Annotated in this window: 26 protein-coding genes; 14 read left to right on the top strand and 12 right to left on the bottom strand. The window is 72.9% G+C overall.

Features of this window, described 5'->3' with window-relative positions; all coding sequences use genetic code 11:
* Positions 1-10: 10 nt before the first annotated feature.
* The 3 genes from AB0B76_RS41665 to AB0B76_RS41655 are packed head-to-tail and all read left to right on the top strand — an operon-like array spanning position 11 to position 2,837.
* The gene (locus tag AB0B76_RS41665) at positions 11-1,204 is read left to right on the top strand and encodes a hypothetical protein (RefSeq protein ID WP_360386150.1); all 1,194 of its coding nucleotides are present in this window, start codon (positions 11-13) and stop codon (positions 1,202-1,204) included.
* A gap of 20 nt (positions 1,205-1,224) precedes the next feature.
* Entirely contained in the window at positions 1,225-2,073 is an 849-nt protein-coding gene (locus AB0B76_RS41660) for a PHP domain-containing protein (protein ID WP_360386147.1), read from the top strand.
* Positions 2,070-2,837 carry a TetR/AcrR family transcriptional regulator gene (locus AB0B76_RS41655; protein WP_360386144.1) on the top strand — a complete coding sequence of 256 codons (768 nt, stop codon included), beginning with the start codon at positions 2,070-2,072 and terminating at the stop codon, positions 2,835-2,837. Before AB0B76_RS41660 ends, AB0B76_RS41655 begins: the two co-directional genes overlap by 4 nt.
* Here AB0B76_RS41655 and AB0B76_RS41650 read toward each other — a convergent pair whose 3' ends face one another.
* Positions 2,838-4,082 carry a glycoside hydrolase family 18 protein gene (locus AB0B76_RS41650; protein WP_360386141.1) on the bottom strand — a complete coding sequence of 415 codons (1,245 nt, stop codon included), beginning with the start codon at positions 4,080-4,082 and terminating at the stop codon, positions 2,838-2,840.
* A 113-nt stretch (positions 4,083-4,195) separates the two neighbouring features.
* Here AB0B76_RS41650 and AB0B76_RS41645 point away from each other — a divergent pair, with 113 nt between their 5' ends.
* Genes AB0B76_RS41645 through AB0B76_RS41635 form a run of 3 tightly spaced genes read left to right on the top strand, consistent with a single transcriptional unit; the run spans position 4,196 to position 6,467 of the window.
* Complete coding sequence (locus AB0B76_RS41645) at positions 4,196-4,813, top strand: MarC family protein (RefSeq protein WP_360386138.1); 618 nt, start codon at positions 4,196-4,198, stop codon at positions 4,811-4,813.
* A gap of 47 nt (positions 4,814-4,860) precedes the next feature.
* Positions 4,861-5,655: a PD-(D/E)XK nuclease family protein gene (locus tag AB0B76_RS41640; protein ID WP_360386135.1), complete on the top strand. Its 795-nt coding sequence runs from the start codon at positions 4,861-4,863 to the stop codon at positions 5,653-5,655.
* Positions 5,655-6,467, top strand: coding sequence for an LLM class flavin-dependent oxidoreductase (locus AB0B76_RS41635; protein WP_360386132.1), 813 nt, complete (start codon positions 5,655-5,657; stop codon positions 6,465-6,467). The genes AB0B76_RS41640 and AB0B76_RS41635 overlap by 1 nt, the downstream gene beginning before the upstream one ends.
* On the opposite strand, the gene AB0B76_RS41630 is transcribed toward AB0B76_RS41635, so the two are convergent.
* The gene (locus AB0B76_RS41630) at positions 6,455-6,655 is read right to left on the bottom strand and encodes a DUF4190 domain-containing protein (protein WP_360386129.1); all 201 of its coding nucleotides are present in this window, start codon (positions 6,653-6,655) and stop codon (positions 6,455-6,457) included. The two genes, AB0B76_RS41635 and AB0B76_RS41630, sit on opposite strands and share 13 nt — an antisense overlap.
* An 89-nt stretch (positions 6,656-6,744) precedes the next feature.
* On the opposite strand from AB0B76_RS41630, the gene AB0B76_RS41625 reads away from it, so the two are divergent.
* Positions 6,745-7,950: an acyl-CoA dehydrogenase family protein gene (locus AB0B76_RS41625; protein ID WP_360386126.1), complete on the top strand. Its 1,206-nt coding sequence runs from the start codon at positions 6,745-6,747 to the stop codon at positions 7,948-7,950.
* Here AB0B76_RS41625 and AB0B76_RS41620 read toward each other — a convergent pair.
* From AB0B76_RS41620 to AB0B76_RS41605, 4 genes are read right to left on the bottom strand one after another with little or no spacing between them, the layout of a single operon-like run.
* Positions 7,913-8,341 carry a CoA-binding protein gene (locus tag AB0B76_RS41620; RefSeq protein ID WP_360386123.1) on the bottom strand — a complete coding sequence of 143 codons (429 nt, stop codon included), beginning with the start codon at positions 8,339-8,341 and terminating at the stop codon, positions 7,913-7,915. The two genes, AB0B76_RS41625 and AB0B76_RS41620, sit on opposite strands and share 38 nt — an antisense overlap.
* A 29-nt stretch (positions 8,342-8,370) precedes the next feature.
* Complete coding sequence (locus tag AB0B76_RS41615) at positions 8,371-9,081, bottom strand: hypothetical protein (RefSeq protein ID WP_360386120.1); 711 nt, start codon at positions 9,079-9,081, stop codon at positions 8,371-8,373.
* A gap of 47 nt (positions 9,082-9,128) precedes the next feature.
* Positions 9,129-10,040, bottom strand: a complete 912-nt coding sequence (locus AB0B76_RS41610; protein ID WP_360386118.1) for an SDR family NAD(P)-dependent oxidoreductase — start codon at positions 10,038-10,040, stop codon at positions 9,129-9,131.
* A gap of 53 nt (positions 10,041-10,093) precedes the next feature.
* Positions 10,094-11,047, bottom strand: a complete 954-nt coding sequence (locus tag AB0B76_RS41605) for a CoA ester lyase (protein ID WP_360386114.1) — start codon at positions 11,045-11,047, stop codon at positions 10,094-10,096.
* A gap of 125 nt (positions 11,048-11,172) precedes the next feature.
* Here AB0B76_RS41605 and AB0B76_RS41600 point away from each other — a divergent pair, with 125 nt between their 5' ends.
* Positions 11,173-11,994, top strand: a complete 822-nt coding sequence (locus tag AB0B76_RS41600) for an SDR family NAD(P)-dependent oxidoreductase (protein ID WP_360386112.1) — start codon at positions 11,173-11,175, stop codon at positions 11,992-11,994.
* 12 nt (positions 11,995-12,006) lie between these two features.
* Here the strand turns inward: AB0B76_RS41600 and AB0B76_RS41595 are convergent, their stop codons facing one another.
* The 3 genes from AB0B76_RS41595 to AB0B76_RS41585 are packed head-to-tail and all read right to left on the bottom strand — an operon-like array spanning position 12,007 to position 13,831.
* Positions 12,007-12,495: a hypothetical protein gene (locus tag AB0B76_RS41595; RefSeq protein ID WP_360386109.1), complete on the bottom strand. Its 489-nt coding sequence runs from the start codon at positions 12,493-12,495 to the stop codon at positions 12,007-12,009.
* A 29-nt stretch (positions 12,496-12,524) separates the two neighbouring features.
* Positions 12,525-13,115, bottom strand: a complete 591-nt coding sequence (gene amrA, locus AB0B76_RS41590) for an AmmeMemoRadiSam system protein A (protein ID WP_360386106.1) — start codon at positions 13,113-13,115, stop codon at positions 12,525-12,527.
* Positions 13,116-13,138: 23 nt separating this feature from the next.
* The gene (locus tag AB0B76_RS41585; protein WP_360386103.1) at positions 13,139-13,831 is read right to left on the bottom strand and encodes an HAD family hydrolase; all 693 of its coding nucleotides are present in this window, start codon (positions 13,829-13,831) and stop codon (positions 13,139-13,141) included.
* Positions 13,832-13,911: 80 nt separating this feature from the next.
* Between AB0B76_RS41585 and AB0B76_RS41580 the strand changes: the two genes are divergently transcribed.
* Positions 13,912-14,820 (top strand): DMT family transporter, encoded by a 909-nt coding sequence (locus AB0B76_RS41580; RefSeq protein WP_360386100.1) that lies wholly within the window; start codon positions 13,912-13,914, stop codon positions 14,818-14,820.
* Here the strand turns inward: AB0B76_RS41580 and AB0B76_RS41575 are convergent.
* Positions 14,766-15,626 carry a PhzF family phenazine biosynthesis protein gene (locus AB0B76_RS41575; protein WP_360386098.1) on the bottom strand — a complete coding sequence of 287 codons (861 nt, stop codon included), beginning with the start codon at positions 15,624-15,626 and terminating at the stop codon, positions 14,766-14,768. The genes AB0B76_RS41580 and AB0B76_RS41575 overlap by 55 nt on opposite strands.
* 80 nt (positions 15,627-15,706) lie before the next feature.
* Here AB0B76_RS41575 and AB0B76_RS41570 point away from each other — a divergent pair, with 80 nt between their 5' ends.
* The 3 genes from AB0B76_RS41570 (at position 15,707) to AB0B76_RS41560 (ending at position 18,899) form a co-directional block, all read left to right on the top strand.
* Positions 15,707-16,981, top strand: coding sequence for a CBS domain-containing protein (locus tag AB0B76_RS41570; protein WP_360386095.1), 1,275 nt, complete (start codon positions 15,707-15,709; stop codon positions 16,979-16,981).
* A 34-nt stretch (positions 16,982-17,015) separates the two neighbouring features.
* A complete protein-coding gene (locus AB0B76_RS41565; RefSeq protein WP_360386278.1) occupies positions 17,016-17,567 on the top strand; it encodes a DUF1003 domain-containing protein in 552 nt (183 codons plus the stop codon).
* A gap of 189 nt (positions 17,568-17,756) precedes the next feature.
* A complete protein-coding gene (locus AB0B76_RS41560; RefSeq protein WP_360386093.1) occupies positions 17,757-18,899 on the top strand; it encodes a P-loop NTPase in 1,143 nt (380 codons plus the stop codon).
* 1 nt (position 18,900) lies between these two features.
* Here the strand turns inward: AB0B76_RS41560 and tatB are convergent, their stop codons facing one another.
* Both tatB and AB0B76_RS41550 read right to left on the bottom strand, forming a co-directional pair.
* Entirely contained in the window at positions 18,901-19,323 is a 423-nt protein-coding gene (tatB, locus tag AB0B76_RS41555; protein ID WP_360386090.1) for a Sec-independent protein translocase protein TatB, read from the bottom strand.
* Between the two features lie 75 nt (positions 19,324-19,398).
* A complete protein-coding gene (locus AB0B76_RS41550) occupies positions 19,399-20,724 on the bottom strand; it encodes a trypsin-like peptidase domain-containing protein (protein WP_360386087.1) in 1,326 nt (441 codons plus the stop codon).
* 168 nt (positions 20,725-20,892) lie between these two features.
* On the opposite strand from AB0B76_RS41550, the gene AB0B76_RS41545 reads away from it, so the two are divergent.
* The gene (locus AB0B76_RS41545; RefSeq protein ID WP_360386085.1) at positions 20,893-21,468 is read left to right on the top strand and encodes a class I SAM-dependent methyltransferase; all 576 of its coding nucleotides are present in this window, start codon (positions 20,893-20,895) and stop codon (positions 21,466-21,468) included.
* A 53-nt stretch (positions 21,469-21,521) separates the two neighbouring features.
* The gene (locus AB0B76_RS41540; protein ID WP_360386083.1) at positions 21,522-22,577 is read left to right on the top strand and encodes a hypothetical protein; all 1,056 of its coding nucleotides are present in this window, start codon (positions 21,522-21,524) and stop codon (positions 22,575-22,577) included.
* The last annotated feature ends 37 nt before the right edge of the window (positions 22,578-22,614 follow it).

Below are 22,614 nucleotides of genomic sequence, written 5' to 3'. Positions count from 1 at the left end.
CGTGACGAGCATGCTGGAAGACGAGCTCCGCGAGACGTTCGCGGCCAAGGCGGGCAGCGCCCCGCCCGGGTCGCTCACGTCGCTGGACGGATTCGCCGACGTCGCCATCCGCGGCGCCGCGCGCGTGCGCCGGCGACGGCGCGCCGCGGTGACCGGGCTGACCGGGTTCGTCGCGATCGCCGCCGCGTCCGTCGCGGTCCTGCACACGCTGACCGGCGGCGGGCCCGCCGGCGCGCCGCAGCCGCCCGGCCCGGCCGCCCAGGAGAGCCCCGCGCAGCGCCCGTCGACGACCGACTCGCCCACCGCCCCGACGTCCTCGTCGGACATGCGCGAGGTCACCGGCATCGGCTCCAGCGCCGAGGCGGCCACCCGGGTCCGCCTCCAGCTGCCGGCCAAGAGCACCGTCACCGCGGCCTACCAGGCCAAGGACGGCTACCTGGTGGTCAACACCCAGCCCGACGGCGACAAGCAGCTCGTCCTGCAGGACGACGACGATCAGCAGCAGGTGCTCGTCGACGACGCCACCAACATCACGGTGGCCAAGGACGGCAGCACCGTGGCCTGGGCGTCGAAGGGCAAGATGAACGTCGGCACCCGCAGCGACGAGAAGACCAAGAAGATCACCCAGGGCAACTCGGTCGACGTGCCGGTGAACACCCAGCCGATCGCCTTCGTCGGCACCAACCTCGTGATCAGCAACGACGACAAGGGCTTCGACGTCTGGCACACCGAGCGCGGGTACAGCCCCACCTGGGACAGCACCGTGCTGCGCGTGTTCGGCGGGACCCAGGACAACGGCGGCGTCTACGCCGAGCTCAAGGCGGTCGCGCCGGACACCTCGATGTGCCTGGCCCTGCTCCAGTTCGACCAGCCGTTCAAGATCGTCAAGAAGTTCTGCGGGCTGCCGGTCGCGGCCGACGACGGCGCGCGGATCTCCCCCGACGGGCACTGGCTGGCCTACCCGGTCGTGGGGGCCAAGCAGGTCGCCATCCTGGACCTCACCACGGTGTTCACCGGCGGCAAGGTCAAGCTGTGGAACCTCGCCGTCACCGCCAAGACCGTCTGGCTCAACGCCAAGACGTTCGTGGTCGACAACGGCAAGAAGTTCCTGAAGCTCGACCCCACCGGCAAGGCCGACGACGTCGAGCCGCTGGACCAGGAGAGTCAGGACGCCGTGCTCATCGAACCGCTCGTGGAGAAGTAGCGGCTCCCTAGACTGGGGGCGTGCGGATCGATCTTCATGCCCACTCCACCGCCAGCGACGGCACCTCCACCCCGGCCGAGCTCGTCGGGGAGGCGGCCGCGGCCGGGCTCGACGTCCTGGCCGTCACCGACCACGACACCACCCGCGGCTGGGCCGAGGCCTTCGCGGCCCGCCCGTCCGGGCTGACCATCGTGCCCGGGGCGGAGCTCTCGCTGCGCTGGCACGGCGGGGCCCGCCCCATCGGCCTGCACATGCTGGCCTACCTGTTCGACCCGGCCGAGCCGGACCTGGTCGCCGCGCTCGCCCGGGTGCGGACGGCCCGCGAGACCCGCGCCGAGCGCATGGTCGGCCTGCTCAGCGCCGACGGCATCGACATCACCTGGGGCGAGGTGCTCGAGTACGCGGGCGGCGGCACCGTCGGCCGCCCGCACCTGGCCCAGGCCCTCATGCGGCGCGGCCTCGTCGGCACCGTCACCGAGGCGTTCGCGCCCGAATGGCTTGGCGCGCGGTACCGCATCCCGAAGGAGGACATCGACGTCTTCGAGGGGCTGCGGCTCATCCTCGGCGCGGGTGGTGTGCCGGTGTTCGCGCACCCGCGGGCCAGCGTCCGCGGCCCGATCGTGCCCGACTCGCTCATCGTCGAGCTGGCCGCGGCCGGGCTCTTCGGCCTGGAGGCCGACCACACCGACCACAGCCCTCAGGAGCAGGCGGAGATGCACGCGGTGGCCGGGCGGCTGGACCTGGTCACCACCGGCAGCAGCGACTACCACGGCACCAACAAGACGGTCCGGCTCGGCGCCCGTACCACCGCCCCCGAGGCGCTGGAGCGCATCGTCGCGGCCGGGCACGGAAGCGACGTGGTGGGGTGACGACCGAGTACAGCGGCTCCGGCGACCCCCGCCGCAGCATCGAACTGCTGTGGGGTCGCGGACCGGGGACGGAGGCCCGGCGGGGCCCGCGGCCCAAGTTCACCGTGCCGGGCATCGTCGCCGTCGCCGTGGCGCTGGCCGACGCCGAGGGGCTGGCGGCGGTGTCGATGCGCCGGGTGGCGCAGCGCCTCGGGGTGACCGCCATGTCGCTGTACACCTACGTCCCGAGCAAGGCCGAGCTGCTGGACGTGATGGTCGACGCGGTCGGCGCCGAGGCGGTCCGGGAGGCCCACGCGCCCGGCGGCTGGCGGGAGCGGCTCACCGCGGTGGCCCGCACCAACTGGGAGCTGTACCGCCGCCACCCCTGGCTGCTCCAGGTGGCCACGAGCCGGCCCGTGCTGGGGCCGAACAGCATCGCGAAGTACGACTTCGAACTGCGCGCCTTCGAGGGCACCGGCCTCGCCGACGTCGACACCGACCAGCTGCTGAGCCTGGTGCTCGACTACGTCACCGGCGCCGCCCGGGCCGCGGTGCTGGCCGAGCAGGCCGAGCGGCGCACCGGCCGCAGCGACGCCGAATGGTGGCAGGCCTGGGCCCCGCTGCTGGCCGAGGTCCTCGACCCGGCCCGGTTCCCCACCGCGGCCCGGATCGGGCAGGCGGCCGGGGAGGAGTACGGCGCCGGGGACCCGGCCCGGGCGTTCGCCTTCGGCCTGCCGAGGGTGCTCGACGGCATCGCGAGATTCATGCCGCCGAGCACCCCGTGATCAGCGCAGCGTGGTGTAGATCGCCTTGGTGAGCGTGCCGTTGGCGTCGTCACCGTCGAGCGACCAGATCATCGCGCCGCCGTAGCCGGCGATGCGGACGTACAGACCCTTCTGGGCCACGACGATCGGGTCGTCGAAGGTCCAGAACGTCGTGCCGTTGAACAGCCACGCGTGGCCGGACAACAGGTCGTGGTAGACCTTGTAGCCCTGCTGCGGCAGCGTCGCGAGAACCTTGTAGTCCTCGTTGCCGGCCGCCCACGTGCCCGGCGCCGGTCCGGTCGCCGTCTGGAACAGGCCGTTATTGGCGTTGGTGACGCCGGTCCAGCCCTGGCCGTAGTACGGCACGCCGAGCACGAGCTGCTTCTTGGGCGCGCCGCGGTCGGTCCACGCCTTGAGCGACGTCGACCCGCTGAAGTCCGGCGTCGTGGGCGCGTTGCGCGGCACGAACAGCGCGGACTGTTGGTTGGTGGTGGTCTCCCAGGTGCCGTGGTAGTCGTAGCCCTGGACGGAGCCGAAGTCGAGGTACTTGAAGATCTGGTTGGCCTCGAAGCCGGCGTCGATCTTGGCGGGCGCGGCCGGCAGGAACGCGGTGAGCGTCGCCTTCTTGCCCAGCTGCTTGCGGAACTCCGCGACGAGCTTGGTGAAGTTCTGCTTGTCCTCGGGCCGGATCACGTTGCCCGGGTTGCCGTCGGAGCCCGGCCACTCCCAGTCGAGGTCGAAGCCGTCGAACACGCCGGTCGACATGAACGTGTCGATGCAGGACTTCACCAGCGTCTTGCGCGACGCGTCGGTCAGCGCCGCGTCGGAGAAGTTCGCCGACAGCGTCCAGCCGCCCAGCGACATGAGCACCTTCAGGCCGGGGTGCATGGCCTTGAGCTTGCGGAGCTGGTTGAAGTTGCCGGCCAGCGGCTGGCCCGCCTCGTCGGCGACGCCGTCGACGCTCTCGGTGGCGGGGACCGGGCGCTGGTAGTCGGCCCACGGGTCGACGGAGACGCACTGGCCGGTCTTGTCGACGCCGCCGAAGGCGTAGTTGATGTGGGTCAGGCGCGCGGCCTGCCCGCTGGTCTCGAGGTTCTTGACGAAGTACTGGCGGCCGTAGATGCCCCACTGGACGAAGTACCCGACGCGCTTGAACTCGTCCTGATGCGTGCCGCCGTGCGCGCCGGCCGCCGTCGCGGGCGCGAGGGCCAGCGACGACACCGCCAGCGCGGCCGCGACCCCCGCCAGGAGCCTGCGGTTGCCCATAGACCCTCCATCTGTAAGGAAAGTTTGCTGTTCTCTGGCAACGTAGGGGCGGCGTTCGATGGCGTCAAGACCCTGGTATCCGCTCGATATGGGCCTGCTATGACAATCCGGTCGTGGATTTGAAGCTCTTCGGCGAGGTATTCGTGACACTGCTGGTGATCCTGGACCCCCCGGGCGCCGTGCCGATCTTCCTTGCCCTCACCGGGCAGATGGAGCGCCGGGCCCGCCACCGCGCGGCGCTGCAGGCGGTGCTGCTCGCGCTGGGCGTCATCGTCGCCTTCGCGCTGGTGGGCCGGCAGATCCTGGCCTACCTGAACATCGACCTGCCCGCACTGCAGGGCGCCGGCGGCCTGCTCCTGCTGCTCGTCGCGCTGGAGCTGCTCACCGGCAAGACCGACGACCCCCGGCACGAGGTCACCTCGAACGTGGCCCTGGTGCCGCTGGGCACGCCACTGCTGGCCGGGCCGGGCGCGATCGTCGCCACCATGCTGTTCGTGCGGCGGGCCGACACCTTCGCGGGCTACTCGGCGATCGCGGTGGGCATCGTCGCCGTGATGCTGGTGGTGTACCTCGTGCTGCGCTTCTCCGGCGTGCTCGTGCGCATCCTGCGGCCGAGCGGCATCGAGGTCGTCACCCGCATCGCCGGTCTGCTCGTCGCCGCGATCGCCGTGCAGCTGCTCGCCGACGCCATCGGCGCGTTCGTGACCACGTACCTGCACGCGCCGCACTGACATCGGGATTCGTCATTTTGTCGTACCCGGATGGCAGGATGCTGGGCGTGGAGCAGTTGGGACTATTCGCATCACCGCCGCGCCTCTTCACCTGCACGCCCAGCAAGCTCGGCAGCTACGAGGACTGTCCGCGCCGCTACCGGTTCTCCTACGTCGACCGTCCGGCCCCGCCCAAGGGCCCGCCGTGGGCGCACAACTCGCTCGGCGCCTCCGTGCACACGGCGCTCAAGAACTGGTATGCGCTGGAGCCCGCCCGCCGCGCGCCGGAGGCGCTGCCGGGCCTGCTGAAGGCGACGTGGGTGCGCGAGGGCTACCGCGACGACGCGCAGGAGCGGGAGGTCTACCGGCGGGCGCTGGGCTGGCTCGAGTCCTATGTGGAGTCCCTCGACCCGGCCGAGGACCCCGTGGGGGTGGAGCGCACGGTCGCGGCGCGCACGGAGACGCTGGCGCTGTCGGGCCGGGTCGACCGCATCGACCAGCGCGGCGACGAGCTCGTGATCGTGGACTACAAGACCGGGCGGAGCGGGCTCTCGCCCGACGACGCCCGGGGGTCGCGGGCCCTGGCGCTCTACGCGATCGCGACGTCGAGGGTGTTCCGCAAGGCGTGCCGGCGGGTGGAGCTGCACCATCTGCCCACGGGCACCGTCGCGGCGTTCGAGCACACGGACGCGTCGCTGGAGCGGCATCTGCGCCGGGCCGAGGCGACCGCGGCCGACATCGTGGCCGACACGGAGTTCCGGCCGCTGGTCGGTCCGCACTGCTCCTGGTGCGACTACCGGAAGTCCTGCCCGGAAGGGTCCACCGCGCCGCCCAAGGACCCCTGGACCGCGGTCGAGGTCTGATGCGCATGCGCCACGGGATCTGCGTCTGCACCCTCGGCGACCTCGCCGAGCCGTGCCTGGTCGTCGACATCGGCCGGGCCGCCGAGAAGGCCGGCTGGGAGTCGCTCTTCGTCTGGGATCATCTCGCCTTCGCCTGGGGCGTCCCCTCCGCCGACCCGTGCGTGACGCTGGCCGCCGTCGCCCAGGCGACCTCCGCCCTGCGGCTCGGGACCGCCGTCACGCCGCTGCCCCGGCGGCGGCCCGCGGTCGTGGCCAGTGCCGTGGCCACGCTCGACCGGCTGAGCCGGGGCCGGGTCGTGCTCGGGGTCGGCCTCGGCGGTGTCGACGCCGAGTTCACCGCCTTCGGGGAGAGCGCCGAGCTCAAGTCCCGGGCCCGGCTGCTCGACGCCGGGCTCGAGATCGTGGGCGGGCTGCTCGGCGGGGCGAGCGTCGGCGGGGTCACGCTGGCGCCGCTGCCGGTGCAGCGACCCCGGCCGCCGATCCTGGTCGGGGGCGCCAGCCGGGCGGCGCTGCGGCGGGCCGCCCGGTGGGACGGGTGGATCGCCGCCGGTGACGAGGAGAGCGGGCGGATGGCGGTCCGGCCAGAGTCCGTCGCGGCCGACATCGCCTACATCCGCGGGCATCGGGAGTCGGCGTTCGAGGTCGCGCTCACCGGGACCTCGCGCGGGCCGGACGATCCGATGCTCGCCGAATACGAACAGGCCGGGGTTACGCTCTGGCTGGAGCACATCCATGGGCGGCGGGGGCCGCTGGAAGATCTCATGCGGCGGATCGACGACGGCCCGGCGAAAGTAGGCGGTCAGGCGAAGTAGATGACCGGCAGGCCGCAGACGATCAGCAGCACCACGTAGCCGGTGATCATCGCGGCCAGGGCCAGGCCCGCGCCCGGGCGCTGCTCGCGGCGGCACTGGGTCCACGCGATGTGGCCCATCAGGATGCCGAACGGGGGCACCAGGACCGCACAGATCAGGGCGGCTACCGCCAGGCCGTTGACTCGCACCTGAGAACCATTTCACAGGCTCCGGGCGGCGGGAAGCAGGATACCCACCGGTAACTTCTTGGGCAGGAGCCGACCAACGGAGGTCTCGCATGGCTCGTCTCGCTCGGACGCCCGGGCTCAGCGATGTGCAGCAGTCGATGCTCGAGACCGTGCGGGCGTTCGTCGACAAGGAGATCATCCCGCACGCGCAGCGGCTCGAGCACGACGACGTCTACCCGGCCGACATCGTGGCCGGGATGCAGGAGATGGGGCTGTTCGGGCTCACCATCGCCGAGGAGCACGGCGGGCTCGGCGAGTCGCTGCTCACCTACGCGCTGGTGGTGGAGGAGCTCTCGCGCGGGTGGATGTCCGTGTCGGGGATCGTGAACACGCACTTCATCGTGGCCTACCTGGTCTCCCAGCACGGCTCCGAGGAGCAGAAACGGCGGCTGCTGCCGCGCATGGCGACCGGCGAGGTGCGCGGGGCGTTCTCGATGTCCGAGCCCGGCACCGGCTCCGACGTCGCCGCGATCCGCTCCAAGGCCGTCGCCGACGGTGACGACTGGGTGCTCGACGGGCAGAAGATGTGGCTCACCAACGGGGCGTACTCCTCCGTCGTGGCCACGCTCGTCAAGACCGAGCTCGGGGCCGAGTCGGTGTACGGGAACATGACGACGTTCCTGCTGGAGAAGACGCCCGGGTTCGGGCTCAACGAGGCGCTGCCGGGGCTGAACATTCCCGGGAAGATCGAGAAGATGGGGTACAAGGGCGTCGAGACCACCGAGATGGTGCTCGACGGGGTGCGGGTGCCCGGCTCGGCGATCCTGGGCGGCGCCGATCGGGCCGGCCGCGGCTTCTACCAGATGATGGACGGCATCGAGGTCGGGCGGGTCAACGTGGCCGCGCGCGCCTGCGGCATCTCGATCCGGGCGTTCGAGCTCGCGATCGCCTACGCCCAGCAGCGCCACACGTTCGGCGCGCCGCTGGTCAAGCACCAGGCGATCGCGTTCAAGCTGGCCGAGATGGCCACGAAGATCGAGGCGGCCCACGCGCTCATGGTCGGGGCGGCGCGGCTGAAGGACGCCGGGCAGCGCAACGACGTCGAGGCGGGCATGGCGAAGCTCCTGGCCAGCGAGTACTGCGCGGAGGTCGTGCAGGAGGCGTTCCGGATCCACGGCGGCTACGGGTACTCCAAGGAGTACGAGATCGAACGCCTCATGCGCGAGGCGCCCTTCCTGCTCATCGGCGAGGGCACCTCGGAGATTCAGAAGACCATCATCAGCCGGGGTCTGCTGCGGGACTACGGGGTGCGCTGACCGCGTGCACCGCGCGGATCACGGCGATGCACGTGTCCTCGAGGTAGTCCACGCCCGCGGCCGCGGCCAGGGCGCGGCCCTCGGGGCTGTAGATGCCCTGCTGCAGCCAGATCGCGGGCGCGCCGATCGCGAGCGCGTCGCGGACCACCTGGGTCGCGTCGGCCAACGGGCGGAACACGTTCACCAGGTCGACCGGGAACGGAACGTCGGCGAGCCGGCGGTAGGTGCGCTCCCCGAAGATCTCGTCCGCGAACGGGTTGACGGGCACGATGCGCCAGCCGTGGCGCTGGATCTGCAGGGGTACCGCATGGGCCGTCTTCGATCGATCCCGGGAGGCGCCCACGACCGCGATCGTGCGGGCCTCGCGCAGGATCTGTTCAGCGCTGCGCATGCCCCCAACCTAGCTCGCCCGGCGGGCGGTCAGGTGGTCTGGCGGGTGAGGGTGCCGCGCAGGCGCTCGAGCTCCTGCGGGGTGCCGATCGCCGCGCGCTGGTGCGGCTGCTCCATGTAGGCGTGGATGGCCCGGAACAGGAACCACAGCGAGACGTCGAGCGGGACGTCCTGGCCCGGCTGGAAGCGCCTGATCCGCCGGCCCTCGATCAGCTCCGGGTGCGCGACTGTCCACAGTGCGTGCTCCGGCCCCGGCCCGAGCGCGGCCCACGGCACGAACGAGCGGCCCCCGTCGACCGCGATGCCGAGCTCGGTCAGCAGCAGCGGGCCGCTGCGCACCATGCGGAAGAGCAGCAGGAGCAGCGTGCAGCCGTTGAGGATCATGATCACCGCGGCCATCGTCGGCACGATCCGGCCGGTGACCCGCAGGCCGTTGACCGCCATGAGCAGCAGCGCGGCGCTCAGCAGGCCGTTGAAGACGCACTGGCGGCGGAAGGCGGGCAGCGCGGCGAAGGCCGGCCGCCCGCGGTACACCGTCAGCTGGAACGTCGACGGCCCGCGGGTGCTGCGGGTGAGCTGGACGAGCCCCACCACGATGCCCAGGACGGTCAGCGGCTGCAGGACGAGCATCAGCGGCAGGAACACCTCGGGCTCACCGGAGAGCAGCACGGCACCGCAGGCCGCCCCGACGACGACCGGCGGCGCCAGCAGCACCGCGTAGTCCGCCGAACGTGCCCCCATGCGGCCAAAGATAGCCAGCGAACCTGGAGGTTCGCTGACCGTCGGACTCACCGGTACTGCGCCTCCCGGACGCTGTTGCCACCGTCGATGACCAGCATCTGGCCGGTGATGTAGGACGCGCCGGGCGAGCACAGGAACGCGATCGTGGCCGCGACCTCCTCGGGCGTGCCGGGCCGCCCCATCGGCGTGCCGAAGCCCTGCTTGAGCTCGACGAGCGTGGATGCCCCGGTGTGGATGATGCCGGGGGCGACCGCGTTGACGGTGATGCCGTCGGCGACGAGCTCCATGGCCAGGGCCCGGGTGAGGCCGACGACGCCGGCCTTGGCCGCGGCGTAGCCGGCCTCGGCGGGCAGCGCGTTGACCGGCCCGGCGGTCGCGGCCAGGTTCACGATGCGGCCCCAGCCGTGCTCGGCCATGCCGCCGACGAAGGCCCGGCTGACCAGGAACGCGGTGGTGAGGTTGCGGTCGATCTCGGCCCGCCACTCCTCGTAGGTCAGCTGGGCGACCGGGCGCAGCACCTCCGGGCTCGCCTTGCTGGCCAGCCCGGCGTTGTTGACCAGGATGTCGACCGCGCCGAGCTGGTCGAGGACGGCGTCCGCGAGCGCGCCGACCTCGGCCTCGACGGTCAGGTCGGCGACGAAGCCGATGACGCCCAGCTCGCTGGCGCGGTCGTGGATGCGCCGGGTCGTGGAGACGATCGCGACCGCGGCGCCCATCTGCTTGAGGCGGCGGGCGGTGGCGTAACCGATGCCGTCCGGGCTGCCCGCGCCGGTGACCAGGGCGACCCGACCGTCGAGCCGGTCGATCGCGGTCGGCGCCTCCTCCTCGACGGGCTCGTCGGCGAGATCGGGACCGCTGGACGGAACGGCCCGCAGGGTGCGCCGCGCGGACGAGGGCCGGCTCGCATCGCGCCGGCCGCTCTTGCCGGCGGGGCCGCTGGAACGTAGGTCGGGTGCCATAGGGCAAATCCTGCCTGTCGGATACACCACCGGGCAATGCGACGCGCGTTTTCTCAGTTCGGCGGGGTGAAGGCGGTGGTCCGTTTCATCCCTGCGGCACGCCCCTTGGCCGCGATGACCAGGGCCATCTTACGGGAGGCCTCGTCGATCATCTCGTCGCCGAGCATGACGGCGCCGAGGCGGCCGCCCTCCTCGGAGGTGTAGTAGTCGTACGCGTCGAGGATGAGCTCGGCGTGGTCGAAGTCGTCCTGGGCGGGTGAGTACACCTCGTTGGCCGCGTCGAGCTGGCCCGGGTGCAGCACCCACTTGCCGTCGAAGCCGAGCGCCGCGCTGCGCACGGCGACCTCGCGGAACGCCTCGACGTCGCGGATCTGCAGGAACGGTCCGTCGATGGCCTGCAGGTCGTGCATGCGGGCGGCCATCAGGATGCGCATCAGGATGTAGTGGTACGGGTCACCGGGGTAGCCCGGGATGAGCCCGCCGACGACCAGCGACCTCATGTTGATCGAGGCCATGAAGTCGGCCGGCCCGAAGATGATGGTCTCCACGCGCGGGCTGGCCGCGGCGACGGCGTCGACGTTCACCAGCCCGGCGGCGTTCTCGATCTGCGCCTCGATGCCGATGCCCCCCGGCTCCAGCCCGATGGTCTTCTCGATCTGGGTCAGCGTCAGGTCGAGCCACTGGATCTGGGCCGCGCTCTGCACCTTGGGCAGCATGATGCAGTCGAGGTTCGCGCCGGCGCCCTCGACGACCTCGATGACGTCGCGGTACGTCCACGGCGTGGTCAGGTCGTTGACGCGCACGACGCGCGTCTTGCCGGCCCAGTCGCCGTCGTTGAGGGCGGCCACGATGTTCTTGCGCGCCTCGGGCTTGGCCAGCGGCGCGACGGCGTCCTCGAGGTCGAGGAACACCTGGTCGGCCGGGAGCCCCTGGGCCTTGCCGAGCATCTTCACGCTCGAGCCGGGCACGGCGAGACACGAGCGGCGCGGTCGTCCGAGGGCGGCCATCGGCGGGCTCCTTTGGGGTTTCGGCGGCTTTGCCGGGATTCGGGAGGGCCTTCCCGCGCAACTTAGCGAGGGTTCAGGCGGCTACCAAACGGTAACCTCGACGCGTGAGTACACAGAATGCCCCTGTGGGAGATCTCACCGGTCGCACGGTGGTCATCACCGGGGCCAGCTCCGGCATCGGCCTGGCCGCCGCCGTCGACATGGCCCGCCGCGGCGCCAGCACGGTGCTCGTCGGCCGGAACCCCGCCCGCCTGGAGGCCGCGGCCGCGACCGTCTCGGCGGCGGCCGGGCGCACCGTCCCGGCGTACCGCAGCGACTTCGCCAAGCTCGACGACGTCCACGTGCTGGTCGACCACCTGCGCCAGCGCTACCAGCGCATCGACGTGCTGGCCAACAACGCGGGCGGCGTCGTGCGCGGCCACCGCATCACCCCCGACGGCTTCGAGGCGACCCTCCAGACCAACCACCTGGCGGCCTTCCTGCTGAGCAGTCTGCTCCGCGAACAGCTGCGCGGCGGCCGCATCATCAACACCGCCTCGGGCGCGCACGCGATTGGCGCGCTGGACCCGGCGGACCTGCGCGGCGCCCGGAATCGGGGCCTGTGGCGGCAGTACGGCTCCGCGAAGCAGGCGAACATCCTCTTCGCCGCCGAGGCGTCCCGCCGCTGGCCGGACATCATGTCGGCGTCGTACCACCCGGGCTTCGTGCGCAGCCGCTTCGGCTCGTCGATCGGCGTGAACCTGGCCGCGCGGATCGCCCCGTTCGCACGCACCCCGGAGCGCGGCGCGGACACGCTGGTCTGGCTGGCCGCGACCCCGACGTCGCAGCTGACGTCGGGCGGCTACTACATGGACCGCAAGCTCGCGCGCCCGACCCGGGCCACGGACAGCCCGGCCCTGGCCGCGCAGCTGTGGGACGAGAGCCTGCGCGCCGTGGGCCTGGGCTGACCGCCGGTCGGGTCAGCGCTTCCGGGTCGCGCCCCGGACCTTGTGGAGGCGGAACGGGTGGCGCGGGATGCGCGTGGCCGGCGTCGGCCGGGGCGGGGCGGCCTGGGCGTCGTCCGGCAGGTCCGCGGAGGCGCCGGCCGGCGTGAGGCGGCTGACCACGCACCGCTCGGACCAGGCCCGGGCGAGGTCCTCGGCGCCGCCGCGGCCGTTGAGGCGCTTGCCGGCGAGCTGAGGTACCAGCTCGGCCCAGGCGTCGTCGGACGGGCTGAGGTTCGTGACGTCGGCGGGGAAGGTCACGATCCGGCCGCCGTGGTCGCCGCGCAGGCTCACCTCGGCGGACGCGGCCTCGGCCAGGCCGGGGATCGCCTGCTCGCCCTCGCCGGTCACGACCAGCAAGGAGCCGTCGAGCCAGGCGCACCAGGCCAGGGTCGGGGGGCGGCCGCCGACGGCGATCCAGGCGACCGCGGCCTTCTTCGCCGCCTCTTCGACCAGCGCATCCATGGTTGACATCCAACCACGGCGCGCCGGGGTCAGGCCGCGATCGGCAGGCGCGGGGCGGAGTCGCGGAACTCCGTCGAGGCGTAGTGGAAGGCCTCGATGTCCGCCGGCCAGCCCTCCGCCGGCCAGCCGCCCTTGCGCAGCAGCGCGGCCACAAACTCCTCCGGGTCGGGCAGCTTCGCCCACACGGTCGGCAGGAACGTCGACCGGTGGGCGTGGTCGTGGTCGTGGAGGATCAGGCCGTCGACGCCGGGGTGGAGCGCCGCGACCAGGGCCGCCCGCGACTCCGCCGGCAGCGGCTCCGGGCGCGTCAGAACCGACACCTTCACGTCCAGGGCCGGCCAGTCGGCGCTCGTCACCGGCGGGAGCCGTGGGTCGCGCATGGCCTGGACGGCGTTGCGCACCACGTCGCGGTGCAGGGGCTGGACCGGCTCCAGGGTCCCCACGCACCCGCGCAGCGCGCCCGACCGCTCCAGCGTGACGAAGGACGCGCCGTGCGCCTGCAGCGGGCTCCCGGGCGGGACCGACGCCTCCAGCGGCGCGCCCGTGAGCCGTGCATGCACCGCGCCCGCCGCCAGGCGGGCGAGGTAGAGGCCATCCGTCAGCGACAGTGTCGCCGTCACGGTCACCTCCTCAGGATAGGCGCTCAGGCCACGAACACCGGCGCATCGACCAGGTCGGGAATCGCCGACAGGGTCGTCACCCAGGCCCCGGGCCAGTCCGGCTCGGCGTGGAAGGTCAGGTGGGCGCCGAGGTCGGGCGCGCGCAGCTGGACCGCGGTCAGGCCGAAGCGCGCGGCGCCCGTCAGCTCGCGGCTGCCGCCGTCGCCGACGTACAGGCAGCGCGCCGGGTCCACGTCGAGCTGGGCGCAGGCGGTGGCGTACATCGCGGGGTGGGGCTTGGTGTGCCCGACCTGGCAGGAGTACACGGCGGCGTCGATCACGCCGGCCAGGGGCGTGCGCGGCAGCACCAGCGGCAGCTCGAACCAGCAGTCGCTCACGATCGCGATGCGCACCCCGGCCGAGCGCAGGGTGCGCAGGACGTCGATGGTCTCCGGCCGCAGCGGAGCGTCGGCCTGCACGGTGGCCAGCCGCAGCTCGGCGGCCTCGCGTAACTGGGCGGTGGTCGGCTCCACGCCGAGCTCCGTGCACAGGCGGCGCAGGCCGGCCAGGTGGGTCGGGTACCCGCCCCGGGCCCGCTCGTCGTAGGTCCGGTCCAGCAGCGCGAGCCACTCGCCCGGGTCGACGCCGAGCATCTCGGCGGTGCGGCGGTGCCCCCCACCCCGGCGAACTGCGCGCGTACACGTGTTGAAATAGTCAAAACAGACGGCCTCAATCACCGTTCGGCCCCCCTCATATCCTCCGAACGGCCTACCTGGTCGCCGTGGCCTCCTATGTCGGATCAACGACAATTCGCACCATGCGCAAGGTCGGTCTCCCCACCGTCGCCGCTCTCGTCGTCGCGATTCTGGCGGTGTCGGCCTCGGCGCCCATGATCGCATTCGCGGCCGCCCCGGCGCTCGCCATCGCGTTCTGGCGCAACGCCCTCGGCACCGCGGCGCTCGCCCCGGTGGCGCTCGTACGGCAGCGCACGCGGCCGCGCGAACTCGGCGTGACGGTGCTGTCCGGGGTGTGCCTGGCCGTGCATTTCGCCACCTGGGTGCCCAGCGCCAAGCTGACCAGCGTGGCCATGTCGGTCGCGCTGGTCTCCACGACCCCGGTGTGGACCGCGCTGATCGCGGCCGCCCGGGGCGTGCGCGTGCCGGGCAGCACGTGGGCCGGGATCGGGGTCGCGGTCGCCGGGGTCGCGCTGGCCACCGGGGCCGACCCGGACCTGTCGGGCCGGGCGCTGCTCGGCGACGCCCTGGCGCTCGCCGGCGGCATCGCGGCCGCCGGGTACACGCTGCTCGGCGAGCGCGCCCGGGCCAGCCTCGCCACGACGACGTACGCCTCCGTGTGTTACGGCATCTGCGCGGCGCTGCTGCTCGTCGCGAGCCTGGCGAGCTCGGCGCGGCTCTGGGGGTACACCTGGGAAACCTGGATCGCCATCGTCGCCATGACGATCGGGCCCCAGCTGCTCGGCCACACGCTGATCAACTACGCCCTGCACCGGGTCAGCGCCACGACGGTCGCGGTGCTGCTCCTGCTGGAGGTGCCGGGCGCCCTGGTGATCGCCTGGATACTGCTCGGCCAGCTGCCGGCGGCCCGCACGCTGCCGGGCATCGCCGTGCTGCTCGCCGGGGTCGCGGTGGTGGTGCTGGGGGCCCGGCGGCGTCAGCCCACGAACGGCGGCACGATCATCTCGCCGGAGGCGATCGGCACCACGTGACCCGAGACCGTGGCGGAGACGGCCGCACCGGTCTGGGCCGTCACCGTGCAGTGCAGGGCCGACGGGCGGTGCATCTCCAGACCCTGGGCGATCTCGTACTGCGTCAGCCCCTCCCCCGCCACCAGGCCGCTCGTCACCAGCCACACGCCGAGCCCCATGGCGGCCGAGCCGGTCGCCGGGTCCTCGGCGACGCCCACCTCCGGCACGAGCACCCGCACGTGCGCGAGGTGCCGCTCGGCGTCCCAGTGCACGACGCTGAGGTTGTCCACGGGCCGCTGCAGCCGCAGCCGGCCCACGGCCTCGTCGGTGACCGACAGGAACGTGAACTCGAGCCCGCACCCGGCCTTGCGGGGCGCCGGGCCGAGGTAGTCGGCCTCGGTCAGCCCGATCGAGTCGAGCAGCGGCAGCGGGTCGAGGGCCGGGCCGACGGTCGGCTTGCCGCCGGTGACGGTCGCGGCGCCGTGCACCTCGTCGACCTGGATCGGCAGGAGCCCGGCCCCGCACTCCTGGATCACGTCGGGGCCCTTGATCACCCCGTTGCGGACCAGGGTTACCGCGCAGCCCACCGTCGGGTGCCCGGCGAAGGGCAGCTCGGTGCCCGGCGTGAAGATCCGCGCACGGTACGTCGCGCCCGTGCCCTCGCTCGGAGGCAGCACGAAGATCGTCTCGGAGAGGTTGAACTCCCGCGCGATCGCCTGCATCTGCTCGGTGGCCAGGTCCTGGGCGTCGAAGACGATCGCCAGCGGGTTGCCGGTGAAGGGCCGGTCGGTGAAGACGTCGACGATCGAGTACCGCACCATGCTCATGAGGGCAGCCTAGGGGTCGCCGGGCGCTGAGGTTCGGTCCACCGCCTGCTTCGTGGCCTCCTTCAGTAGGCTTGAGCCTCGTGAGCACTGCGCCGCGGGTCTACATAGCGCGCCTCGCTGGTCTGAGCGTGTTCGATCCGAACGGCGACCAGGTCGGGCGGGTGCGTGACGCCGTCGCGCGGCCACGGACGGGCAACCAGCCGCCCCGCGTGGTCGGGCTGGTCGCCGAGATGCCGATGCGGCGACGCATCTTCCTGCCGATCGGCCGGATCACCGCCATCGAGCCCGACGCCGTGGTGCTCAACACCGGCACGCTCAACCTGCGCCGCTTCGAGAAGCGCCCGGGCGAGCTGCTGCTGCTGGAGGACTTCATGGACCGGCACGTGACAGTTGTCGCGACCGGGCGCGCCGGGGCCGTGGTCGACGTGGCCATGGACGCCGACCGCACCGGCGAGTGGTCGCTGTCGCGGGTGGCGGTGCGCGAGTTCACCGGCCGGCTCACCCGCCGCGGCCACCTCAACCAGCTGGAGTGGACCGAGGTGACCGGCCTGGCCGGGGAGCCGCAGACCCAGGGCACCGCCGGGCTCCTCGCGGTGCTGGACAACATGCGCGCCGCGGACCTCGCCAACGTGCTGCAGGACCTCTCCGAGGCCCGGCGCGTCGAGGTCGCCGCCGCGCTGGACGACGAGCGCCTCGCCGACGTGCTCGAGGAACTGCCCGAGCACGACCAGCTGGAGATCATCACGGCGCTGGAGCCGCAGCGCGCCGCGGACGTGCTGGAGGAGATGGACCCCGACGACGCCGCCGACCTGCTCGCCGAGATGCCCAAGCCGGAGCAGGAGGTGCTGCTGGACCTCATGGAGCCGGACGAGGCCTCGCCGGTGCGGGCCCTGCTGGAGTACGAGCCCGGCACCGCCGGCGCGGTCATGACCTCGGAGCCGATCGTGATGGCCCCGGACAACACCGTCGCCGAGGCGCTGGCCCGCATCCGCGAGCCGCAGCTGTCGCCGGCGGTCGCGGCCGGCGTGTTCGTGACGCGCCCGCCGATGGCCACGCCGACCGGCCGGTACCTCGGCGTCGTGCACTTCCAGCGCCTCCTGCGCGAGCCTCCCTCGGCCCTGCTCGGCGGCGTCGTCGACAACGACATCGAACCGCTGTCCCCGCAGCTGACGCTGGCCGAGATCACCCGGCGGATGGCGACCTACAACCTGGTGGTGATGCCCGTGGTCGACGTCAACGACAAGCTGGTCGGCGCCGTCACCGTCGACGACGTCCTCGACCACCTGCTGCCCGAGGACTGGCGCGACCGGGACCACGCCGAGCCCATCTCCCTCAACGGCGGCCCTCGTGGCTGAGCGCAAGCGGCTGGACCAGCCGCGCGACACGCGCATGAGCCTGCCCCGCTTCGACCCGGAGGCGTTCGGGCAGTGGTCGGAGGGCATCGCCCGGTTCATGGGCACGGCGAAGTTCCTCGTCTACATGACGATCGTGATCCTGGGCTGGATCGCGTGGAACACGCTCACCCCGAAGAGCTGGCAGTTCGACCCGTACACCTTCACGTTCCTGACGCTCATCCTGTCGCTGCAGGCCTCCTACGCCGCCCCGCTGATCCTGCTCGCGCAGAACCGGCAGACGGACCGGGACCGGGTCGCGGCGGACGAGGACCGGCGGCGCGCGGCCGCGCAGAAGGCGGACACGGAGTATTTGGCCCGGGAGCTCGCGGCGCTGCGCATCGCCCTCGGCGAGGTGGCGACCCGCGACTTCCTGCGCTCGGAGCTGGCGCGGGTGGCCGAGGAGCTGGACGAGGCGGCCGACCGGCGGGCGAAGGCGGAGCGCAAGAAGGTGCGCAAGGCTCTCGGCTCGCTGGCCGATCCCCTGGTGTCCGACGAGCCGGACGACGTCGTGGACTCCGACGAGCCACCGCGGCGCCGCCCCCGGTGAGCATTACGCCGCGCGCCTCAAGGGGCGAGGCGCGCGGCGTGTAAACGATGGTCCCACCGGATTCGGTACGCGGACAAGCCCCTTGTGGCCCGAGAAGGTGACATTGTTCGCCGATCGGGCGTGTGACGCGTTCCTCGTACCGGCTCGACGCGGCGGATCGGGTCGGCGGTCCGACGTACCATGGCACCCATGTCAGCCCCGGCCACCACCGTCGAAGACGCGATCACCGCCGCGCTCGCGACCGTCGACGACCCCGAAATCCGCCGGCCCATCACCGAGCTGGGCATGGTCCGCGACGTCACGCTCCGCTCGGACGGCGTCGCCGCCATCGGCATCCTGCTCACGGTGGCCGGCTGCCCGCTGAAAGACAAGTTGCGTTCCGACATCACGCGCGCGGTCGGCGCCGTCGGCGGCGTCACCGCGGTCGAGATCGAGTTCGGCGTGATGACGCCCGAGCAGCGCAAGGACCTGCAGACAAGCCTGCGCGGCGACGTGCAGGAGCCGGTGATCCCGTTCGCCCAGCCCGGCTCGCGGACCCGCGTCTACGCGGTCGCCAGCGGCAAGGGCGGCGTCGGCAAGTCCAGCGTGACGGTCAACCTCGCGGCCGCGCTGGCCGCCCGGGGCCTGTCCGTGGGCGTGGTCGACGCCGACATCTACGGCCACTCGGTGCCGCGCATGCTCGGCGCCGACGGCCGGCCGACCCAGGTCGAGTCCATGATCATGCCGCCGTCGGCGCACGGCGTGAAGGTCATCTCGATCGGCATGTTCACCCCGGGCAACGCCGCGGTCGTCTGGCGCGGCCCGATGCTGCACCGCGCGCTGCAGCAGTTCCTCGCCGACGTGTACTGGGGCGAGCTGGACGTCCTGCTCCTGGACCTGCCCCCGGGCACCGGCGACGTGGCGATCTCGCTCGCCCAGCTGCTGCCCTCGGCCGAGATCCTGGTCGTGACGACCCCGCAGGCCGCCGCGGCCGAGGTCGCCGAGCGGGCCGGGTCGATCGCGCTGCAGACGCACCAGCGCATCATCGGCGTCGTGGAGAACATGTCCTGGCTGGAGCTGCCGGACGGGCAGCGCATGGAGGTCTTCGGGGCCGGCGGCGGGCAGCAGGTCGCCGACTCGCTGTCGCAGGCGGTCGGGGCCAAGGTGCCGCTGCTGGGTCAGATCCCCCTCGACACGCGCCTGCGCGAGGCCGGCGACGTGGGCCTGCCCCTCGTGCTGGCGACCCCGGACGCGCCGGCGGCGCAGGCCCTGGCGGCCGTGGCCGACAAGCTGGCGCTGCGCCGGGAGAGCCTGGTGGGCAAGCCGCTGGGGCTCAAGCCCGCCGGACGTTAGCTCAGGTCACGTCGTCCCAGGAGGCGCGCACCGCCGGCTGCGGGGTGGGCGCCGCCACCGGGGCGACCGCGTCCTTGCCCACGTTCTTGGCGGCCGCCGCGGCGTCCTGGGCGTCGCGCTTGACCTGGTCGGCGACCCCGCGCACGTCGTCGTAGATGCCCTGCAGCGGCTTGCGCAGCGCGGCCTCGTCCTCCTCGCTGAGGAGGTGCTTGCGCAGGAACGTCTTCGGGTGCAGGTCCTCGAGCTGGATGTCGGTGCCGAGCTCCTTGCTCAGGTCGCCGGTGGCGTTGCGCGCCATCTGGCGCACCTGGCGCAGCATCTTCACGCCGTCGCTGATCGCCTTCGGCAGGCGGTCCGGCCCGAAGATGAACACCCCGACCAGGATGATGACCAGAACTTCCCAGCCGCCGATGTCGAAGCCCATGTGCCGGCCCTCCCCTTGCTCTCGCCTGCCAGACTACGCACTCCCGGGCCGGTTCCGGGAGGGCCGCCGGTCAGATCACTTCGCGTCGGCGACCAGCGTGACCGAGGCCTTGGCCCGGGCCGTGCCCCGCAGGTACTGGATCTCCACCGTGTCGCCCGGCGCGTACTTGCGGATCAGCGCGGTGAGGTCCCACGACTCGTCGATCGGCTTGCCGTTGACGGCCAGGACCACGTCGCCGGCCTTGAGCCCGCCGGAGCCGGCCGGCCCGGTGGGCTCGACCGTGGACAGGCGCGCCCCGCCGGCCGGGTTCGTGTAGGAGGTGTCGACCTGGACGCCCATCACCGTGCGGCGCGCCTTGCCGGTGTTGATGATGTCGGTGGCGATGCGCCGGGCGTGGTTGATCGGGATGGCGAAGGCCAGCCCGACGTTGCCGGCGCTGGCCTGGTCCTCGGAGAGGGTGCCGATGACGGAGTTGATGCCGATCACGCGCCCGGCCGCGTCGAACAGCGGGCCGCCCGAGTTGCCCTGGTTCACGGCGGCGTCGGTCTGGATCGCCGCGTAGTACCGCGCCGTGCCGCCCTCGCTGGTGCGGATGGGACGGTCGAGGTAGCTGACCACGCCGTACGTCACCGTGCTGGTCAGCCCCAGCGGCGCGCCGACCGCGACGACCGGGTCGCCGACCTGCACCGAGTCGGAGTTGCCGAACTCGACCGGGGCCAGCTTGCCCTCGGGCAGGCCGTTGGTGTCGATCTTGAGCACGGCGATGTCGGACTCCGGGTCGGTGCCCACAACTTTCGCCCCGGCCACGGTCGAGTCGCTGAAACGGACGGTCGCGGTGCCGGCGCTGCCCTCGACGACGTGGTTGTTGGTGATCACGTGGCCGTCGCCGCTGACGACGAAGCCCGAGCCCAGGGACGTGCCGTTGCCGACCCGGACGCTGATCGTGACGACGCTCGGGAGCACCCTCTTGACCAGCCCGGCGATCGACTCCGGGGCGCGGTTGTTCAGCGGGGCGTTGCCGAGCTGGCCGCCGCCGAGGGTGCTGCCACCCCCGCCGACCGCGAAGACGTAGCCGAGGGTGCCGCCGAGCGCGCCGGCGAGCAGCGCGGTCACGATCGACACGACGAGGACCAGGCCGATGCCGACCCGCGGGCCGGCCGACGGCGGTGGCGGCTTCTCGAGCGCGGGCGCCTCGTCGGCGGGCGGCTTGACCACCACGACCGGGGCGTCCGGGTCGCGCCACGGGTCGGACAGGGCGTCGGACCACCAGGTGTTGGGCGCGGGCTGCGGCCCCGCGGCCTGGGGCGCGTTGGGCGCGGCCCACGCTGGGCGCGGCCCCCAGCCGGTGGGGCTGGCCGGTGCGCCGGGGCCCGGCTGACGCCAGGCCGAACCGTCTGTCACGATCGGCTCCTCCGTCCGTTTCGCATCCAGCATTACACGCCCCGGCCGCAAGCATGCGCGGGCGAGGTCTCCTAGGCTTGCGGTCAATCGACTTCTCTTAAGGGGTGCCCCATTACCACCTCCGCCCGGACCGCTGACTTCATCGACGGCTTCGTCGCCGAGGACCCGGTGCTCGCGGCCGCTCGCGAGCAGGCGTTCGAGCTCGGCATCAGCGCGGTGAGCCGGGGCTGCGGGGCGGCGCTGCGGGTGATCGCGGCCGTGAGCAACGCCAGGGCGGTCGTGGAGGTCGGCACCGGCACCGGGGTGAGCGGCGGCTGGCTGCTGCGCGGGATGCGCCGCGACGGGGTGCTCACCACGATCGACTTCGAGGCCGAGCACCAGCGCGTCGCCCGGCGGGTCTTCTCGGCCGCGGGCAACCCGCCGTCCCGGGCCCGGATCATCACCGGCCGCGCGCTCGACGTGCTGCCGCGGCTGGCCGACCGGGCCTACGACCTGGTCTTCGTCGACCACGACCCCAGCGAGTACGGGCCGGTGATCGCCGCGGCCGAGCGGCTCCTGCGCCCGGGCGGCACCCTGGCCCTGGCCGACGCCCTGGCCGGCGGCCGGGTCAGCGATCCCACGGTGCGGGACGCGGAGACGGTGCTGCTGCGGGAGGCGGTCAAGTCGCTGCGCGAGAGCGAGGCGTGGATCCCCGCCCTCCTCCCGCTCGGTGACGGCCTGCTGCTCGCCGCTCGCGCACAGTAGCGATCGGCAGGCGGCGGCCCGGAACTGTCGTACCTGTGTTCGAAGATGCCTCCATGACCGAACTCGGCATCATCACCCGCACGATCCTGTCCGCCACCGCCCCCTACGACCTCGGCTGCTCCCTGCGCGCGCTCGCCGGCTTCCGGCCCGGGCGGCGCGACATCTCGCTCGACCCCGGCGGCACGGTGCGCCGCGCCTTCCCGCACCCGGCCGACCCGGACGCGGCGGTCGTGGTCGAGATCGCCGAGCGCGACGACGGCGCGCCGGGCACCGCCCTGACCGTGTTCAGCGCCGGGCCGCTCGACGGGCCCGCCCTCGACGCCGTGCGGGGCCGGGTCGGCGACTGGCTGGGGCTGGACGACGACCGCGCGGAGTTCCTGCGCCGCGCCGGGGCCGACGAGCCCGTCCGGCCCCTGCTCGAGGTCGCCCGGGGCCTGCACCAGGTGCGGTTCTCGAGCCTCGCCGAGGGAGTGGTGTACTTCACACTGCTGCAGAACTCCACCCAGTGGTATGCGACCCTGCGCAAGCGCCGCCTCACCCTCCACCTGGGCACGATGGTGCGGGCGGCCGGCGAGGAGTTCACCGCGCTGCCCGACCTCGCCCGGCTCGCGCGGCTCACCCCGGCGGCGGCGCTGCCCTACGCCGGGGCGCCGCACAAGGCCGAGCGGCTGGTGCAGGTGCTGGGCGGGGTCGCCGCGATCGACGAGGAGCTGCTGCGCACCGGCCCCTACGAGCGGGCCCGCGACGCGCTGCTGGCGGTGCGCGGCATCGGCGGCTACACGGCGCATGCGCTGCTGCTGCGGGCGCTCGGGCGGCCGGATGCGGTGCCGCTGGAGATGGAGCAGTACGCGCACACGGCCCGCGCGGTCTACGGCGACGCCGTGCCCTCGCCGCAGGAGCTGCGGGAGCGCTACGGGCCGTACATCGGGTGGTGGGCGTACACCTGCCGGACCGCCCTCACGTGGCTGGAGGAGGACCGCAAGGAGCGCGAGCGGGCCGAGCGGCGGCGGTCGCGCCCGCCCGCGGTGCGGCGGCCGCGCCCGGCGCCGGCGAGCACCCGGCCCCCGCTCACGGCGCGGGCGGCCCCGGCGCAGGTCGTCGTGGGCTGAGCCGAGCCGGCGACGGGCCGGGCCGATCACCGGCCCG

This window comes from Dactylosporangium sp. NPDC049140, from assembly GCF_040648435.1.
The sequence above is the reverse complement of the archived record's forward strand: the minus strand, read 5'-3'. Positions and strand labels throughout refer to the sequence as shown.

Coding starts and splice junctions, on each gene's coding strand:
- AB0B76_RS41665 (WP_360386150.1), top strand. CDS start 11: ATGCTGGAAGACGAGCTCCGCGAGACGTTCGCGGCCAAGGCGGGCAGC.
- AB0B76_RS41650 (WP_360386141.1), bottom strand. CDS start 4,082: ATGGGCAACCGCAGGCTCCTGGCGGGGGTCGCGGCCGCGCTGGCGGTG.
- AB0B76_RS41635 (WP_360386132.1), top strand. CDS start 5,655: ATGCGCATGCGCCACGGGATCTGCGTCTGCACCCTCGGCGACCTCGCC.
- AB0B76_RS41625 (WP_360386126.1), top strand. CDS start 6,745: ATGGCTCGTCTCGCTCGGACGCCCGGGCTCAGCGATGTGCAGCAGTCG.
- AB0B76_RS41620 (WP_360386123.1), bottom strand. CDS start 8,341: ATGCGCAGCGCTGAACAGATCCTGCGCGAGGCCCGCACGATCGCGGTC.
- AB0B76_RS41615 (WP_360386120.1), bottom strand. CDS start 9,081: ATGGGGGCACGTTCGGCGGACTACGCGGTGCTGCTGGCGCCGCCGGTC.
- AB0B76_RS41610 (WP_360386118.1), bottom strand. CDS start 10,040: ATGGCACCCGACCTACGTTCCAGCGGCCCCGCCGGCAAGAGCGGCCGG.
- AB0B76_RS41605 (WP_360386114.1), bottom strand. CDS start 11,047: ATGGCCGCCCTCGGACGACCGCGCCGCTCGTGTCTCGCCGTGCCCGGC.
- AB0B76_RS41595 (WP_360386109.1), bottom strand. CDS start 12,495: ATGGATGCGCTGGTCGAAGAGGCGGCGAAGAAGGCCGCGGTCGCCTGG.
- AB0B76_RS41580 (WP_360386100.1), top strand. CDS start 13,912: ATGCGCAAGGTCGGTCTCCCCACCGTCGCCGCTCTCGTCGTCGCGATT.
- AB0B76_RS41575 (WP_360386098.1), bottom strand. CDS start 15,626: ATGAGCATGGTGCGGTACTCGATCGTCGACGTCTTCACCGACCGGCCC.
- AB0B76_RS41565 (WP_360386278.1), top strand. CDS start 17,016: ATGAGCCTGCCCCGCTTCGACCCGGAGGCGTTCGGGCAGTGGTCGGAG.
- AB0B76_RS41560 (WP_360386093.1), top strand. CDS start 17,757: ATGTCAGCCCCGGCCACCACCGTCGAAGACGCGATCACCGCCGCGCTC.
- tatB (WP_360386090.1), bottom strand. CDS start 19,323: ATGGGCTTCGACATCGGCGGCTGGGAAGTTCTGGTCATCATCCTGGTC.
- AB0B76_RS41540 (WP_360386083.1), top strand. CDS start 21,522: ATGACCGAACTCGGCATCATCACCCGCACGATCCTGTCCGCCACCGCC.